The 14,865-nt window shown below is 59.0% G+C and carries 15 protein-coding genes; 6 read left to right on the top strand and 9 right to left on the bottom strand.

What is annotated here, in order from left to right:
* The first annotated feature begins 11 nt into the window (after positions 1–11).
* The 4 genes from AEAC466_RS42675 to AEAC466_RS42660 all read left to right on the top strand — a co-directional run bounded on the left by AEAC466_RS42675 (position 12) and on the right by AEAC466_RS42660 (position 3,642).
* Positions 12–947 carry a bifunctional 5,10-methylenetetrahydrofolate dehydrogenase/5,10-methenyltetrahydrofolate cyclohydrolase gene (locus AEAC466_RS42675; protein WP_023460148.1) on the top strand — a complete coding sequence of 312 codons (936 nt, stop codon included), beginning with the start codon at positions 12–14 and terminating at the stop codon, positions 945–947.
* Positions 944–2,167: an NAD(P)/FAD-dependent oxidoreductase gene (locus AEAC466_RS42670; RefSeq protein WP_155913893.1), complete on the top strand. Its 1,224-nt coding sequence runs from the start codon at positions 944–946 to the stop codon at positions 2,165–2,167. Before AEAC466_RS42675 ends, AEAC466_RS42670 begins: the two co-directional genes overlap by 4 nt.
* 87 nt (positions 2,168–2,254) lie before the next feature.
* A complete protein-coding gene (locus AEAC466_RS42665; RefSeq protein WP_023460146.1) occupies positions 2,255–2,992 on the top strand; it encodes a CoA transferase subunit A in 738 nt (245 codons plus the stop codon).
* 2 nt (positions 2,993–2,994) lie between these two features.
* Entirely contained in the window at positions 2,995–3,642 is a 648-nt protein-coding gene (locus AEAC466_RS42660) for a 3-oxoacid CoA-transferase subunit B (RefSeq protein ID WP_023460145.1), read from the top strand.
* A 65-nt stretch (positions 3,643–3,707) separates the two neighbouring features.
* On the opposite strand, the gene AEAC466_RS44020 is transcribed toward AEAC466_RS42660, so the two are convergent.
* The 5 genes from AEAC466_RS44020 to AEAC466_RS42640 all read right to left on the bottom strand — a co-directional run bounded on the left by AEAC466_RS44020 (position 3,708) and on the right by AEAC466_RS42640 (position 7,708).
* Positions 3,708–4,418 (bottom strand): ABC-type transport auxiliary lipoprotein family protein, encoded by a 711-nt coding sequence (locus AEAC466_RS44020; protein WP_162148982.1) that lies wholly within the window; start codon positions 4,416–4,418, stop codon positions 3,708–3,710.
* An 8-nt stretch (positions 4,419–4,426) separates the two neighbouring features.
* The gene (locus AEAC466_RS42655) at positions 4,427–5,362 is read right to left on the bottom strand and encodes an MlaD family protein (RefSeq protein ID WP_023460143.1); all 936 of its coding nucleotides are present in this window, start codon (positions 5,360–5,362) and stop codon (positions 4,427–4,429) included.
* A gap of 3 nt (positions 5,363–5,365) precedes the next feature.
* Complete coding sequence (locus tag AEAC466_RS42650; protein ID WP_023460142.1) at positions 5,366–6,166, bottom strand: ABC transporter ATP-binding protein; 801 nt, start codon at positions 6,164–6,166, stop codon at positions 5,366–5,368.
* A complete protein-coding gene (locus AEAC466_RS42645; RefSeq protein WP_023460141.1) occupies positions 6,166–7,332 on the bottom strand; it encodes an MlaE family ABC transporter permease in 1,167 nt (388 codons plus the stop codon). The genes AEAC466_RS42650 and AEAC466_RS42645 overlap by 1 nt, the downstream gene beginning before the upstream one ends.
* 127 nt (positions 7,333–7,459) lie before the next feature.
* Complete coding sequence (locus AEAC466_RS42640) at positions 7,460–7,708, bottom strand: DUF3253 domain-containing protein (RefSeq protein WP_023460140.1); 249 nt, start codon at positions 7,706–7,708, stop codon at positions 7,460–7,462.
* 25 nt (positions 7,709–7,733) lie between these two features.
* Between AEAC466_RS42640 and AEAC466_RS42635 the strand changes: the two genes are divergently transcribed.
* A complete protein-coding gene (locus AEAC466_RS42635; RefSeq protein ID WP_023460139.1) occupies positions 7,734–8,186 on the top strand; it encodes a PaaI family thioesterase in 453 nt (150 codons plus the stop codon).
* Positions 8,187–8,263: 77 nt separating this feature from the next.
* Here AEAC466_RS42635 and AEAC466_RS42630 read toward each other — a convergent pair whose 3' ends face one another.
* From AEAC466_RS42630 to AEAC466_RS42620, 4 genes are all read right to left on the bottom strand, one after another.
* Complete coding sequence (locus AEAC466_RS42630; protein ID WP_023460138.1) at positions 8,264–9,550, bottom strand: NupC/NupG family nucleoside CNT transporter; 1,287 nt, start codon at positions 9,548–9,550, stop codon at positions 8,264–8,266.
* A 136-nt stretch (positions 9,551–9,686) separates the two neighbouring features.
* Positions 9,687–10,034 carry a TonB-dependent receptor gene (locus AEAC466_RS45080; RefSeq protein ID WP_235074370.1) on the bottom strand — a complete coding sequence of 116 codons (348 nt, stop codon included), beginning with the start codon at positions 10,032–10,034 and terminating at the stop codon, positions 9,687–9,689.
* Positions 10,000–12,213 carry a TonB-dependent receptor gene (locus AEAC466_RS42625; protein WP_023460135.1) on the bottom strand — a complete coding sequence of 738 codons (2,214 nt, stop codon included), beginning with the start codon at positions 12,211–12,213 and terminating at the stop codon, positions 10,000–10,002. Before AEAC466_RS42625 ends, AEAC466_RS45080 begins: the two co-directional genes overlap by 35 nt.
* A 139-nt stretch (positions 12,214–12,352) precedes the next feature.
* Positions 12,353–13,963 (bottom strand): tetratricopeptide repeat-containing sulfotransferase family protein, encoded by a 1,611-nt coding sequence (locus AEAC466_RS42620; protein WP_023460134.1) that lies wholly within the window; start codon positions 13,961–13,963, stop codon positions 12,353–12,355.
* A 184-nt stretch (positions 13,964–14,147) separates the two neighbouring features.
* On the opposite strand from AEAC466_RS42620, the gene AEAC466_RS42615 reads away from it, so the two are divergent.
* Positions 14,148–14,861, top strand: a complete 714-nt coding sequence (locus AEAC466_RS42615; protein WP_023460133.1) for a response regulator — start codon at positions 14,148–14,150, stop codon at positions 14,859–14,861.
* Positions 14,862–14,865: the final 4 nt, after the last annotated feature.

Here is a 14,865-nt window from a genome sequence, read left to right as displayed (position 1 = left end):
TCGAGGCCCCCATGATCGCTTTCCACCAAAAGACCGCCGACCGAGGCAACATCATCGACGGCGCAGGCTACGCGGCCGCTCTGCGTGAGCGTCTGGCCGTCCATGTCGCCAATCTCAAGGCGGCGCACGGCCTGACACCTTGCCTGGTCGTGGTCATCGTCGGCGAAGACCCCGCCAGCCAGGTCTATGTCAAGTCGAAGGGCGAGATGACCCTGGCCATCGGCATGGAATCGCGCACCATCCGCCTGCCCGACACCACGTCGGAAGAGGAACTGCTTCGCCTCATCGACGAACTGAACCGCGACAATGACGTCAACGGCATTCTGGTCCAGCTACCGCTGCCGAAACACATGTCGTCGCTCAAAGTGATCGACGCCATCAATCCTGACAAGGACGTTGACGGTTTTCATGTCTCCAACGCTGGAAAGCTGGCCGTCGGGCTTGATGGCATTGTGCCGTGCACGCCGCTCGGTTCGCTGATGCTGCTGAAAGACGCCGCCAAGGCGCATGGCGATACCTTGGCGGGCAAGAATGCGGTGATCGTCGGCCGTTCCAACATAGTGGGAAAGCCGATGGCGCAATTGCTGCTGGCCGAAGACTGCACCGTCACCATTGCCCACTCCAAGACCCGAGACCTGGCCGAGGTGTGCCGCGCCGCCGACATTCTGGTGGCGGCGGTCGGACGTCCCCGCTTCATCGCCGGCGATTGGGTCAAGGATGGCGCCTATGTCATCGACGTCGGCATCAACCGCATCGAGGTCGCAACGCCCGATGGCCCCAAGGGCAAGCTGGTCGGCGACGTCGACTTCGATGGCGCGAAGGTACATGCCCTGGCCATCACGCCGGTGCCGAAAGGCGTCGGGCCGATGACCATCGCCTGCCTGCTCAACAACACCATCAAGGCGTTCTGCCTGCAAAATCACTTCCCCATACCGGACGGCGTGTGATGGGTGGCGTGGTCATTATTGGCGCCGGCCACGCGGGTGGCGCGGCTGCGGGCTTCTTGCGTCAATACGGCCATGCCGGACAGATTACCCTGATCGGCGCCGAGCCGTACCTGCCCTATCAACGGCCGCCCCTGTCCAAGGCCTGGCTCAAGGGCGAGGCGTCACTGGACGATCTCTATTTGCGCGGCGACACATTCTATGCCGATCAGACTATCGATGCGCGCGTCAATACACATGCGGTCGCCATCGATCGCGACAGCCAGACGGTCATGCTGGCCGGCGGCGTCGCCCTGCCCTACGATCAGCTAATTCTGGCGACCGGCTCAAAGGCACGTCCCTTTCCCGTCCCCGGCGCGGAACGGGTGCCGCACCACCTGCTGCGGACACTGGACGATGCCGAAGCGCTCAAAAACGCCCTTCGGCCCGGTCATCGCATCGGCTTGATCGGTGCAGGCTATGTCGGGCTTGAAGTCGCGGCCTCGGCGCGCCACTTGGGGTGCGAGGTGACTGTGTTCGAACGCGAAAGCCGCATCCTGGCCCGCGTCGCATCGCAGGCCCTGTCGGCCTTCTTCACCGAAATGCATATGGGACGCGGCGTCGGCATTTTTACCGAAGCGCGTATTGCCGAACTGTCGCTAGGCGACGGTGACCAGAAGATCGTGCATCTGGAAGACGGCCGCCCCCACACCTTCGACCTGCTTCTGGTCGGCATCGGCGCCCTGGCCAATGACGATCTGGCCCAGGTGGCCGGCCTGGCCTGCGCCAACGGCATCGTCGTCGATGAACAAGCGCGCACTAGCGATGCCAATATCTTCGCCATCGGTGACGTAACATCGCGCACTTTGCCGCATTATGACGGGCGCTTCCGCCTGGAAAGCGTGCCGAACGCCCTGGAACAGGCCAAGCAGGCCGCCGCCGCGATCACCGGCTTCAAGCCGCCCGTTGTGGAAACCCCGTGGTTCTGGTCCGATCAGTATGAGTTCAAACTTCAGATCGCCGGCCTGCTTCGGCCCGATTGCCGCGCGGTAGTGCGTGGCGACCCGGCATCCGGTGCGTTTTCCGTCTTTCATCTCGACAGCGGCAATCGTTTAAAAACCGCCGAATGCGTCAGTCGCCCCGCCGATTTCATGGCCGCCAAGCAATTGATCGCCAAGGAAATCGTGCTGGATGACGCGGTGGCCGACCCTGAGGTCTCACTGAAAACCTATCTGCAACGGTAACTATGTCGCACCGCACAGTTTGAGGGTGACTTTTGTCACGGACTGGGCTTAAGTCGTTTGCAATTATCCTCACCAAAAGAGGCAAAAATGCCAGACAACGCACCAGAAAACGCACCCATAAATTCAAAAGTCTATGCTGACGCCAAGTCGGCGCTGGACGGCCTGGCCTTCGACGGCATGACGGTCATGTCCGGCGGATTCGGCCTGTGTGGCATTCCGGAAAACCTGATCGCGGCCTTGCGCGACTCAGGCGTTAAGGGACTGACGGTCATTTCCAACAATGCCGGTGTCGACGGCTTCGGGCTGGGGCAGTTGCTGACAACGCATCAGATCCGCAAGATGATCAGCTCCTATGTCGGTGAAAACAAGGAATTCGAGCGGCAATATCTGGCGGGCGAGCTGGAGCTGGAGTTCAACCCCCAAGGCACCCTGGCTGAACGCATCCGCGCCGGCGGGGCCGGAATCCCCGGCTTCTATACCGCGACCGGAGTTGGCACTATTGTGGCCGATGGCAAAGAAATCAAGCGTTTCGGTGACCGCGACTACGTGCTGGAAACCGGCCTGGTGGCTGATCTGTCTATCATCAAGGCCTGGAAAGGCGACGCGCGCGGCAATCTGATCTTCCGCAAAACGGCGCGCAATTTCAACCCGATGATGGCGACCGCCGGCAAGGTCTGTATCGCCGAGGTCGAGGAAATCGTACCGGTCGGGGCGCTCGATCCCGACAACATTCATACCCCCGGCATCTATGTCGATCGCATCGTGCAGGGAACATTCGAAAAACGCATTGAACAACGCACTGTGCGCGTCAGAGAAGGAGCCTGATCATGCCCTGGAATAGAGACGATCTGGCCAAACGCGCCGCCGCCGAATTGCAGGACGGCTTCTACGTCAATCTTGGCATCGGCATTCCGACCCTGGTGGCCAACCATATTCCCGAAGGCATGACAGTCACCTTGCAATCGGAAAACGGTATGCTCGGCATGGGCCCCTTCCCTTATGAGGATGAAATCGACGCCGACCTGATCAATGCCGGTAAGCAGACCATCACCGAACTGGACGAAACCAGCTATTTCTCGTCATCCGATTCGTTCGCCATGATCCGTGGCGGCCATATCAACCTGACCATTCTCGGTGCCATGGAGGTGGCGGAGAACGGCGACATCGCCAACTGGATGATCCCCGGCAAACTGGTGAAGGGTATGGGTGGCGCTATGGACCTTGTGGCCGGCGTCAAACGCGTCGTGGTCGTCATGGACCATGCCAACAAGTATGGCGAATCCAAGGTGTTGAAAGCGTGCACCCTTCCGCTCACCGGCACGAAGGTCGTCAATCTGATCATCACCAATCTGGGTGTGTTCGAGGTCAAGCCGGACGGTTCGGGCCTGAGGCTGATTGAACTGGCGCCTGACGTCACCTTGGAAGAAATCGCCGAAAACACCGAAGCGGCCTATGAGGTTGCGCTGTCGGCGTAACGCATCCTGCTAAAAAAAAAAGCGCCAGGCATCCCGCCTGGCGCTTTTTTTTTATGAGAAGAGCCCTAAAGCCCCTCGACCTTTTGTCCCTTGGTCGCAGGCGCCATTTTTTGCGGCGCAATCGGCAAGGCAGCGACGGACGACTCGCTGAAAGCGATCAATCCCGTGACCACCTGGGTCACAGCCTGATTATAGCCATCGGCCATCATTTCCATGTCGTTGCGATGGACGGAGACATCGGCGCTTATAAACTTCTGGCCGACAACCATACGATCCGACAGGCGAATTAACCGCGCATCCAGTTCGACCGAAACGGTCGGCCGGTTGCGCGTATAGTCCGTCTGGAACTTACGTACGCTCACGTCCAGGCGATAAAACGCCGCGGTTGGACCGCGCGGTTCCAACCCGACTCCGTGACCGGCGCGGGCGAAGCCGGTGGCGATGGCGTCATGAAGCAGCGCCGAGGCCGGCGCCGTCCAGCGGGCTTCGGCGACATAGGAGGCCTGATTGCCTTCGACGGTCAGGATACGGTCACCGCCGCTGTCGGGCGGCAGGTTAAGTGATCCAAAAATGATCGGCGTGGGCGCGGCCCCCACGGCGACGGGGCCAGAGGTCGGGGCGGCCGGCGCCAAGGCCGAATCGTAACCGAAACGGTATAGTTGGGCCGGCTTGGTTTTGGGCAGCAGGGTGACACAGCCGCTCAGGAGCAGCGCCGCGCACGCGAGCGCCACGGCGCCGAGGCGCTTTGGCAAGCCCTTGGGTTTTAGTATAGTCATGGCCGAAATCATTGGTTCACCTTTCTTTCCTTGGCGACCGGGCGAGCGATTAAGCCTTGCGGACTGGCCTGTGCCTGATCGACCAGCGACTTAACCGACGCAGAGGCATCGTTCAGATTGCGCAGGCTTTCTTCAAGCTCGGGTATGGTGCTGGAATTGAGTTGGTCAGCCGGCGCCTTGATAGAGTCGGCCACCGCAGACACATGGTCGGCGGCATCCGCCAACTTCTTGGTTGCGGCATTTATCTGGTCCAGCGTCTGAGGTACGCGTTCTGACGCGACCGTGTTGGTCGAATTGGCCAACTTGGTCACCGCGTCGGCCGCCTGACCGGCGCTTATAATGGCCTCATGCGTATCGTTGATCAGTTGTTCGCGCCCTTTGAGCATGGCGGTTATTTCTTCAAGGTTTTTAAGGCTGTCTGAGAAGGTCTTGATATTCTGGTCCGACAGAAGCCGGTTGACGCGGTTCAGGCTTTCATAGGTGTTTTCGATCACCGAACCGGAGCCGGAAAGCAATTTCGACAACGCGCTTTCTTCAGAGTGAATCAGTGGCGGCGGCGCGTTCGGTTCGTGTTTCAACAGTGGCGCATTGGCCGACCCCGGCGAAATCTGCATGTAGTAGAGACCGGTGATCCCCTGCGGTTCAAGTGAGGCAATGGAATCGACACGCACGGGCGTGCCTTCGTCAAGTTGCACCGTGGCGATAACCTGGTGAGTATTGGCGTTGCCGAGGCGAAGCCCGGTCACCTCCCCCACCTTGATGCCGTTGAAATGAACTTCCGCGCCCTTGGTGAGACCATCGACCGGCGTGTTGAATTCGACCTCATAGGTGCCGAAACTCTTGTTAAAGTCGAACTGGATGAACCAGAAGGCAAAGACCAGCAGCACCAATGCCAGGGCAAAGGTGGCCAGACCAACCAGCGCATAGTGGGCTTGACGTTCCATGTTCTACGCCTTTTCTTTCTTGCTCAGACGACCACGCGGACCATGGAAATATTCGTGAATCCACGGGTGATCGGATTTTTCCAGTTGCTCGACAGGCCCCTTTTCCGCCACGTGACGGTCGGCCAGCACGGCGATTTCGTCACAGATGGCATAGAGACTATCAAGATCGTGGGTGATCATAAAGACCGTCAGGTCCATGCTGCGCGCCAGTTCCTTGATCAGCGTGTCGAACGCTGCGGCACCGATGGGGTCGAGACCCGCGGTCGGTTCATCCAGGAACAGCAGTTGGGCATCGAGCGCCAAAGCGCGCGCCAGGGCGGCCCGCTTGATCATACCGCCCGACAATTCCGAAGGCATGAGGTCGGCGGCGCGCAACGGCAAGCCGGCCAGTGACATTTTCAACAGGGCGATAGACTGGGCCTCGCGGCGGCTAAGACGTGTGAACTCCATCATTGGCGCCATGATGTTTTCGACCACGCTCAAGGTCGAAAACAGAGCGCCGCTCTGGAACAGCACGCCCGTCTTGGCGAGAATCTGGCGGGTACGCGCCTCACTGCCTTCGTACAGCTTGTGACCGAACAGGCAGATGTCGCCAGATGTCGGCTTTTGCAACCCCAGAATGGAGCGCAACAGAACGGTCTTGCCCGATCCGGAGCCCCCCACAATGGCGAGGATTTCGCCGCGCTTGACGGTCAAATTCAGGTCTTCATGGATGACATTGGTCCCGAAGCGGTTGTTCAGGCCGGTGATGACGATCGGATCGTCACTTTCGTTGTCGAGCGGTGGTAGGACTTTTCTCTTCATCAGAATACAAACCCGTTGAAGAGCATGGCGAAAACAGCGTCGATCATGAACACCAGGAAAATGGACTGGACGACCGCCGTTGTCACCTGACGTCCCAGGCTGATGACGTCATCCTTGACCGTCATACCCATACGGCAGCCCACGACGGCAATGGTGATGGCCAGGAACGGTGTCTTGACCATGCCGACAAACATATTGACCACCGGCACATAGTCATGAAGCCGCTGCACGAAGAAGGCCGGGCCATTGCCGAGCGAGCCCCAGATGGCCAGGGCGCCGCCAAACATGCCGGCGGCCATCCCGACGAAGGTCACCAGCGGCATCATGAGTACCAGCGCCACCACGCGCGGTAGAACCAACGCTTCATAGGGATCGATGCCCAGGACACGCATGGCATCGATTTCCTGGTTCATCTTCATTGAGCCGATTTCAGCCGCAAATGCCGACGCCGATCGGCCGCTGACAAGAACCGCCGCGATCAGCGGACCGAATTCTCGCAACACGCCGATGGCCACCATATCAACGGCGAAGACGGCGGCACCGAATTGCTTCAACGTCAGCACGAGCAAAAACGCCAGGGTCGCCCCCACGAACATGTTCGTAACAAAGACGATCGGCAAGGCTTCCAGCCCAGCCCGCTGCATCAGGTTGAACAGCGCGGCCCAGCGTATGCGTGATGGCCGCACGATCGAAACCATCCACAAGGTGATGACATGACCCATGAAGGTCGATTGGTTGATGAAGCCGCGCCAGAAGCGATTCATCAACTGCCCCAGATAGACCAGCATGAAATAGATGGGGTGCAACCAGAACCGGCGCTTTTCCGGATTGTCCTTCTGGTAGGTGTCCAGATCGCCCTTGCAGGTATCGACCAGGCCATAAAGCCGGTTCCACGATTCATTCTGCGGGAATACGTCGCCATCCAGCTTATCGCCCAGAACCTGACGCAGGACAAAGGCTCCGGCGGTATCGAGCGTCTCGAGTTTATGGCTATCGACCCGAACCTTGTCATAGCGCTTGATCGCAGCCCGCAAACGGCCGGCTATCCCTTCCAGGCGCATTATGACCCAATGACCGGTCAGAGTCAGCACAGCGGCTGAGCCCTCCCCTTCGGGCTCTTGGACGGAAAAATCAGCCTGAATGGATTTGGCGGCGGCCTTGGACATAGGGTCTTTTAGATAAAATCTACGCACAATCGCGTCAGCAACTGCCGATCATACATGCCGCTTATTGATAAAATGGCAATAGTAAACGTAAAAAAAGCGTACACTCCCGTTCACTTTTTGCAAGCATCTATTCCGCGACCGGCAGCCGGACGCGATAAACGCCTTTGAAACCCTCAGGCTCTATCGGCTTGCCCTTGCGCAGAACCTGAAGTTTTTCCTGACGCGCCAGACCGATGATAACCGCGCGAATTTTCGGCAATTCGCGCTGCCAGTTTTCACGATCAATCGTCTTGGCGACGTCATTGGGACTTATGGACTCTCCGTCTCGCACCTGCGATAAGAGCACCAAAATCGTGTCCTCTATAAGCTGAGACATGGGTGTAAGACTCCGGAGTTCTGAAATGAGTGAGCGCAAACTGGAAACAGTGACCGAAGGTGATTTCGCCGGCTGGGTTATGGAGCCCAACCGCGAAGGGTTCAACGGTCTGATCGGCCCCTATTACTACCAGGCGGAGGATCCCGCCAACGTCAAAGTGGCCTTCAAGGCGGAAAAGCATCATTTGAATGGCGGCGGCACAGTGCATGGCGGCTGCCTGCTGACCCTGGCCGACACATCGCTGTTCATTTTCGCCCTGCCCCATCTCGGCGAAGGCGCCGCCGTCACCCTGCAACTGGATGCCCAGTTTCAATCGCCGGGCCGCGAAGGTGACATCATCGTGGCAACCGGTGAAATCACCCGTGCCGGCAAGACCGTCATCTTCGGTCGCGGTGAACTGAAGGTCGGCGACAAGGTCGTGATGAGCTTTACCGGCATCCTGTCTCGCAAGCCGACCCAGCCGTCCGGGGACGCCTGAGCCAACGATGGATTCAATACTAAAACAGGCGGCGTCCGGTCCGGGCGCCGCCTGTTTTTATGCCAGTGAGGGCTGACTTACAGACCGTATACCGCGTTTGGCAAAGCGCCGACGACCGCAGCTGACAGGCAGGTGGCCAGGAACCCCCCGACCAGAGCTTTCCAGATCAGGCCCAGAATTTCCGGGCGGCGCTGTGGCATAAGTGCACCGAAACCGGCCGCGGAAATGCCGACCGAGCCGATATTGGCAAAGCCGCAGGTGGCATAGGTCAGGATTATGCGCGTTCGCGGCGTCATGTCTGCCAGGGGGATAGCCGCCAGTTTCAGGAAGGCGACGAATTCGGTCAGCACCATCTTGATGCCAAGGATCGAGCCGCCCTTGGACGCTTCCGCCCACGGTATGCCGATCAGCCAGGCCAAAGGCGTGAAGATAACGCCAAGAATACGTTCGATCGTGACCGGCTGTCCGCCCCAGTTCGGCAAACCGCCCAGCACCATATTAACCAGGGCCACCAACGACACCATCACAACCAGAATGGCCGCGATGTTCATGGCGACCATCATGCCGTCGGCGGTGCCTTTTGACACGGCGTCAACGGCGCTATCGTATTTGAGCGACGACGAATAATCGACCTTTTCCGCCTTGCGGTCCACGGTTTCCGGCACGATGATCCGCGCCAGCAGGACACCCGCCGGTGCCGAAACGATAGCCGCCGCCAGGATATGACCGCCGGCGTTCGGCAGGACGTCGTTGAGGATGAGGACATAGGCCACCATGGTCGATCCGGCGACATTGGCCATGCCGACCACCAGCATCATGAAGACTTCCGACCGCGTCAGCTTGTCGAGATAGGCGCGGATGATGATCAGGCTTTCGACATTGCCGACAAAGATGTTTGACGATACGCCAAGCGCGGAGGCGCCGCCCAGCCCGATCAGCTTTTCGAACACAAACCCGAAGGCGCGTATGATCACCTTCAGGACGCCGAGATGCCACAACAGAGCGGAAAGCGCGGCGATCACCAGGATCAGCGGCAGAACGCGCAGGGCGAAAACGAACAGTGCCCCTTCATTTGTCACCTGGTAGGGTTGCGTGCCGCCCCCCATATAGCCGAAGACAAACTGCATGCCGTGGCTGGTGGCGTCCGACAAGGCAGACATGCCTGCACTGATGCCGTCCAGCAGGACGCGGGATTGCGGAATAGCGAACAGAAGCAGGATGAGCGCGACCTGAACACCGATGGCGCCGAGCGCGAGGAAAACAGGAAACCGTTTCTTGTTTTCCGAAAGCCCCCAGCAAACGAGCAGAATAACAGCAATACCAAGCAGGCTTTGCAGGTTTTCGGGGCCGTAATGAAATGGCAAAGGCGACGCTCCTGAAATTACAGACGATACTAATCCAATATCGTCCGCGCGGTGGCAAGCGGCATTATAAAGAATTTGTAAACAAAAAAGGCGGACCTCCGAAGAAGCCCGCCGTTCCTGATGGTGAAATTAAGCCCTAGAACTTCGAGCCGAGACGAACGCCGATGGTGCGCGGCGTATTGGTGATGATATATGGCCGCTGCACGCACATGCCGCATTCCTGATAGCGGGCCAATTGGTCGCGTTCATCCGTGGCATTCTTAACGAATAGCTCCGCCGTCCACTTATCCCAATCGACACCAAAGGATAGGTCGACATTTGTGAAGGCGGCCAGTTTACCCAATGCCGCCGCCGGATTGATGTCGTTGCCGGTATGGGTTTCCAGAATGCGCGTACGGATGTCGGACGACGCGTCGGTCTGATGCGTGAGCGCCACCTGCCAGTATGGCTTATACTTGCCAACCCTGCCAGGTGTAGCGGGCATTGGCGGCCATTTTGAACTGTGGTGTGATGGGCAGGCGCGTGCCCTTCGGTGCCGAGACAAAGTCCTGCGTCCCGTCGATGACGCTGGAGCAGTCGGCGGCGGAATCGCCGTCGACATAACACAGGTTGTTGACCGTCTTGGCGTCGGTGAGCGCGGTGCTGGCCGACAGGCTGAGGCCAATAATCTGCGGCGGATTCCACGTTACGTCAGCTTCCAGGCCGCGAATGCGGGCATTGGGACCGTTGTGCACTTCGGTAAAGCTGTTGGCGCCCAGGAAGGCGAACTGGAAGCCTTTCCATTCCTGATCGTAGATGGCCCCGTTGACGTACATAGCGCCATCGAGGAGCTTGGTCTTGAAGCCGAATTCGTAATTGGTCAGATAGTCGGCGGCATATGGCCGGACATCGGCGCGGCGATTGATGCCCCCTGGACGGAAGCCCTTGGAATAGGTGCCGTAAATCATGTAGTCCGGCGTGATCTTCCAGGTCAGATTGAGCTTCGGCGAGATGCCATGCCCTTTCGCCTCCTTGGGAAGGATGGTGCCATCAGCCTGCTGGACCCCGAGATTGGTGCATGGGCTACCCGGGACGGCTGCCGGCAGCTTGGTTCCGGGTGCATCCTTCGGATTCGGGTCGCCTAAGCTGCCGGTCGTGAAACAGCGTCTCTCGCCTGAGCTGGCGCCCGCCGCGTTTGCCGGCCCAAGCCCCAGGTCGTATTCCGGGTTTTCGCCAAAGCCAAAGAAGCCAATCAGCGTGTTATCATATTCGAAGCCGCGCGCCCCGGCCGTAAATGTCAGAGTCGGCGTAATATCGAAGGAGAGCTCGCCAAAAACGGCCTTATCACGATCGATCCGCATTTGCTGGGTCAGCCACAAGGTGCCGGGATGGCCGGTCACCGACACGTCCGTCGCCAGCCCCGCGACCTGATAATCCTGATGGATCAGGTGCGTCTGGCGTTGGTAATAGAGACCACCGACGAAACGCAGGCGTTGATCCTGCGGCGTTTGGAAGCGCAGTTCGTGGCTGTTCTTGGTGAAATGGTCTTCACCAATAATCTGCTGTTGCGTGGAAATAGGGTCGCCGGCTTCGTTGTGGAAATAGAAATAGCCCGCCACACCGCCGACATCTGAGTACATGCGGTCATAGGCTTCGGCATAGTCGGTATAGTCCGCTGAGGTGCTCAGCTTGCGGTCCAGAAACGCCCCGGCATAGGTGACATCGAAAATGCCGATCTTGCCCTGAACCGTCAGGGCCGCCTGGTTGAAGCGGTCGCGGGAATATTCGGGCAAGAAGTGCTGCACCTTAAGATCGCCGACACTGGCGTCGTAACCCGCACTGCCATTGGCCTTGGTTTCCTGACCAATAATAGAGGCGGTTACAATCCAGTTGTCATCCAGGTCGACCTTGAGCGCCGCCCGACCGCCGGAAATGTCCGCATCGTTATAGTTGTTCTTGACAAAGGCATTGTTGTTGACGGTCGGACCGTCGATGAAGGTGCGGGTGCCCGGGACATTGTCGATAAAACCCGCCGTGTGGGTGTTCCATCCGACCAGGCGCGCCGCGATCTTGTCGCCGAACGGGATATTGACCATGCCCTCGAGCTGATTGCCGATGCCGCCATGCGCGACCGAATTCACCTGAGCATCGACACGGCCGTAAAACCCGCTGGTATCGGGCTTATTGGTAATGACGCGCAATGTGCCCGCTTCGGACGAGGCGCCATACAGGGTGCCTTGCGGCCCTGCCAGAGATTCGATGCGGGCGATGTCGTAGATATGGACATCCAGTGCGCCACCGATCGTCGTCACCGGCTGTTCATCGAGATAAACCCCGACGCTGGGCTGAGGGCCGGAGTGGTTGCCGTCACCGCCAGATGCCACGCCGCGAATATAGACGCTGCTGCCTTGGTAAGGGCTATTCTGGAAGGTTACGCTGGGCAATTGGGCGACAAAGTCGGAGAAGTTGGCGACATTGAGCTGATCCAGCTTCTTTGTCCCCAGGACCTGGATCGAGATAGGCACGTCCTGCAGGCGCTGGACACGCTTTTGGGCGGTGACAATGACTTCGACCGTTTCGTCGGGCTTTGCCGTTTGAGCCGAAACGAGACCGGGAATAAAGGCGGGAATGGTGGCGAGCATGGTGCCCGTCAGCAAGGTAGTGGTTAGGCGACGCGCATTCATGATGTAACCCCCGTTTGTCGGCAGATAGGGGCGAGACTGTTCCTGAGTTCGAAGTCCGTCAACGGACATTTGTTGCGATGCAAAATTGCGATCACAATTGTGTCGCAATTGCCACGCCACCTTACGCAGCGGCAACTTTTTAAAAGGATTGAGGAATGTCTGGATAGAGGTCCAGGACGGGACCCAGTGCGGCTTTTAGCGGGTCCAGCCACGGCTCGAACCCTTGCCAGCCTTCGGTGCCGGCCTTGAAAATCGGCTGGCGGACCTGTTCCGAAGAGGCCGTGCGAACAGCCCGCTCGGTTTCATGGAAGCGCAGGCAAGCGTCTTCGAAGCCGAGCCCGCAATGGGCCAACAATTTGCGCACCTCGGTTTCGGTCTCCTCGACCATGCGCTCATAAAAGACACGATGTACGCGGCCAGGCAGAACCGTATCGACATGATGCATCAGACGCACATAGTCGGCATAGTATCGCCCCATGTCGTCCAGGCTGTAGGAAAAGCCCTGCCCGCGTGCGAAATGCTGCTTGAAATTGGAAAAACAGCACCCGAGCGGGTGGCGGCGCGCATCGATTATAATGGCATTGGGCAGGATGAGATGGATGAATGGGACGAATGCCCAGTTATTGGGCAGCTTGTCGATGAACATCGGTCGGTCGGTCTTGCGCTGAACACGCGTCCGCGACAGATAGCTCTCCCCCAATGCCGTGAGGCGTTCCGGCGGAATATCGGCAACGCGCGCGGGATAGTCGTGGCCTTCGCGCGCCAGGGCCGGAATGTCGGGCAATTCGGACGTGCCCTCCACCTGGCTATGACTGGAGAGTATCTGCTCGATCAGGGTCGAGCCGGCACGCGGCATGCCGAGGATAAAAATGGGATCGCGCGCGTCGCTGCCCAAGCCAGCGCGGGCCGCAAAAAAATCCGGCGTGAACAGGTCTATACTTTGGTCAACCGATGCCGTCATATCGTCAGCGCTGTAATCGATTGACCGGCGGCGCAAGGCATTGCCGCGCGCGTAATGCTCAAACGCCTCGGCATGGGCTTTCTGATCTTCGAACGCCTTGCCCAAGGCGAAATCGAGGTGAAACCGGTCCTCATCGCTCAAGTCCGGCTGGGTCAGCGCCGCCTGCATGGCCGCCATGTCGTCGGATGAAAACCGAACCGTCTTTAGGTTAGCCAGGCTCCACCACACTTCGCCCAGTGTCGGCTGGATCGCCAACGCCGTTCGATAGGCGGAAATGCCCTCGTCTTGGCGTCCCACGGTTTTCAGCATGTGCCCCAGGCTCATCCAGACCTTGGGCTGGCTCGGTGCGCGCGCCACCACGTCCTTGTACAGGCGGATCGCCTCGTCGAAGCCACCGATTTTGCTGAGCGCCGCCGCCTTGAGATTGCTCAAGCCGATATTCTCATTGCCCCCGTCTGCCAGCAAAAGATCCAGCTCGGCTATCGCCTCTTCAGCGCGGTTTTGCTTATACAGGACGGAGGCCAGATTGGCGCGGGCAGCGCCGAACCCCGGCGCCAGCTCAACGGCGCGGCGCAGCAGGTTTTCGGAATCGCGGTAGCGCCCGATACGCGCCGCCACCTCGGCCAGCATACGTATGGCGGCCACGTCGAACGGATCGGCTTTCAGATGGGTACGCAGGATAGGCTCGGCGATTTCCAGGCGATTGTCGTAAAGCGCCAGCGCGGCCTTCATCAGGTCGGGATTTTGCAGCCCGTGCCGGATCGCGATCTGTTCGGGAGTATCGGTCATAACGCGATTAGTTCAGCACTATCGGCGCCCTGTCCAGCGCAAAGACGCAGTGATAAAAATTCGGAACGCAGCGGTCGGCACGCGGCAATTGTGACGACTTTACATTTCTCAACGAATAGTGATCTGTTAAAACCCGCAATTCTGTTTAAGAGTCGTATCTTGAACATGTGAGAGAGCAGACACTATGAGCCTGGCCCCTGGGCAAAGCGCGTCGCAGAATGACGCCACCACCCGTCACTTGCTGGTGGTCGATGACGATGACCGCATCCGCACCCTGCTGAAAGAGTTCCTGTCACGACAGGGATTTCGCGTCACCGCCGCCGCCCATGCCGACGCCGCCAAACGCATGTTGCAGTTGCTCGACTTCGACCTGCTGATCCTCGACGTCATGATGCCGGGCGAAGACGGCTTTTCGCTGTCGAAATGGGTGCGCAGCAATTCCAACGTCCCCATCCTGATCCTGACGGCGCGCGGTCTGCCCGACGACCGCATCATGGGGCTGTCGATCGGCGCCGACGACTATCTGTCCAAGCCGTTCGAACCGCAGGAATTATTGCTGCGTATCGAGGCGATACTGCGTCGCGCCGGTGTAAAACCTGCCTTGCCGAAATCGATCACCATGGGGTCTTTCAGCTTCGACCTGGAACGCTCGGAACTTAGCAAGAACGGCGCCCTGGTTCGCCTGACCGAGGCGGAATCGCAACTGCTCAAATATCTCGCCGAACGCGCCAATGTGCCGGTGGACCGTATGGACCTGGCCAAGGACAGCGTCGACACCACCGGCCGCGCCGTTGATGTTCAGGTCACCCGCCTGCGCCGCAAGATTGAACAGGATCCGAAGAACCCGCGCTATCTCCAGACCGTGCGCGGCAAGGGCTATATGCTGGCGCCAGATTAAGGCC

Origin of the sequence: Asticcacaulis sp. AC466 (assembly GCF_000495815.1) — a bacterium.
Lineage (GTDB): Bacteria > Pseudomonadota > Alphaproteobacteria > Caulobacterales > Caulobacteraceae > Asticcacaulis.
This window is presented reverse-complemented; position numbering and strand designations above follow the sequence as displayed.

Excerpts from the sequence above, each read along its gene's own strand:
- AEAC466_RS42675 (WP_023460148.1), top strand. The coding sequence starts at position 12 with ATGATCGCTTTCCACCAAAAGACCGCCGACCGAGGCAACATCATCGAC.
- AEAC466_RS42665 (WP_023460146.1), top strand. The coding sequence starts at position 2,255 with ATGCCAGACAACGCACCAGAAAACGCACCCATAAATTCAAAAGTCTAT.
- AEAC466_RS42660 (WP_023460145.1), top strand. The coding sequence starts at position 2,995 with ATGCCCTGGAATAGAGACGATCTGGCCAAACGCGCCGCCGCCGAATTG.
- AEAC466_RS44020 (WP_162148982.1), bottom strand. The coding sequence starts at position 4,418 with ATGACTATACTAAAACCCAAGGGCTTGCCAAAGCGCCTCGGCGCCGTG.
- AEAC466_RS42655 (WP_023460143.1), bottom strand. The coding sequence starts at position 5,362 with ATGGAACGTCAAGCCCACTATGCGCTGGTTGGTCTGGCCACCTTTGCC.
- AEAC466_RS42650 (WP_023460142.1), bottom strand. The coding sequence starts at position 6,166 with ATGAAGAGAAAAGTCCTACCACCGCTCGACAACGAAAGTGACGATCCG.
- AEAC466_RS42645 (WP_023460141.1), bottom strand. The coding sequence starts at position 7,332 with ATGTCCAAGGCCGCCGCCAAATCCATTCAGGCTGATTTTTCCGTCCAA.
- AEAC466_RS42640 (WP_023460140.1), bottom strand. The coding sequence starts at position 7,708 with ATGTCTCAGCTTATAGAGGACACGATTTTGGTGCTCTTATCGCAGGTG.
- AEAC466_RS42635 (WP_023460139.1), top strand. The coding sequence starts at position 7,734 with ATGAGTGAGCGCAAACTGGAAACAGTGACCGAAGGTGATTTCGCCGGC.
- AEAC466_RS45080 (WP_235074370.1), bottom strand. The coding sequence starts at position 10,034 with ATGCCCGCTACACCTGGCAGGGTTGGCAAGTATAAGCCATACTGGCAG.
- AEAC466_RS42625 (WP_023460135.1), bottom strand. The coding sequence starts at position 12,213 with ATGAATGCGCGTCGCCTAACCACTACCTTGCTGACGGGCACCATGCTC.
- AEAC466_RS42620 (WP_023460134.1), bottom strand. The coding sequence starts at position 13,963 with ATGACCGATACTCCCGAACAGATCGCGATCCGGCACGGGCTGCAAAAT.
- AEAC466_RS42615 (WP_023460133.1), top strand. The coding sequence starts at position 14,148 with ATGAGCCTGGCCCCTGGGCAAAGCGCGTCGCAGAATGACGCCACCACC.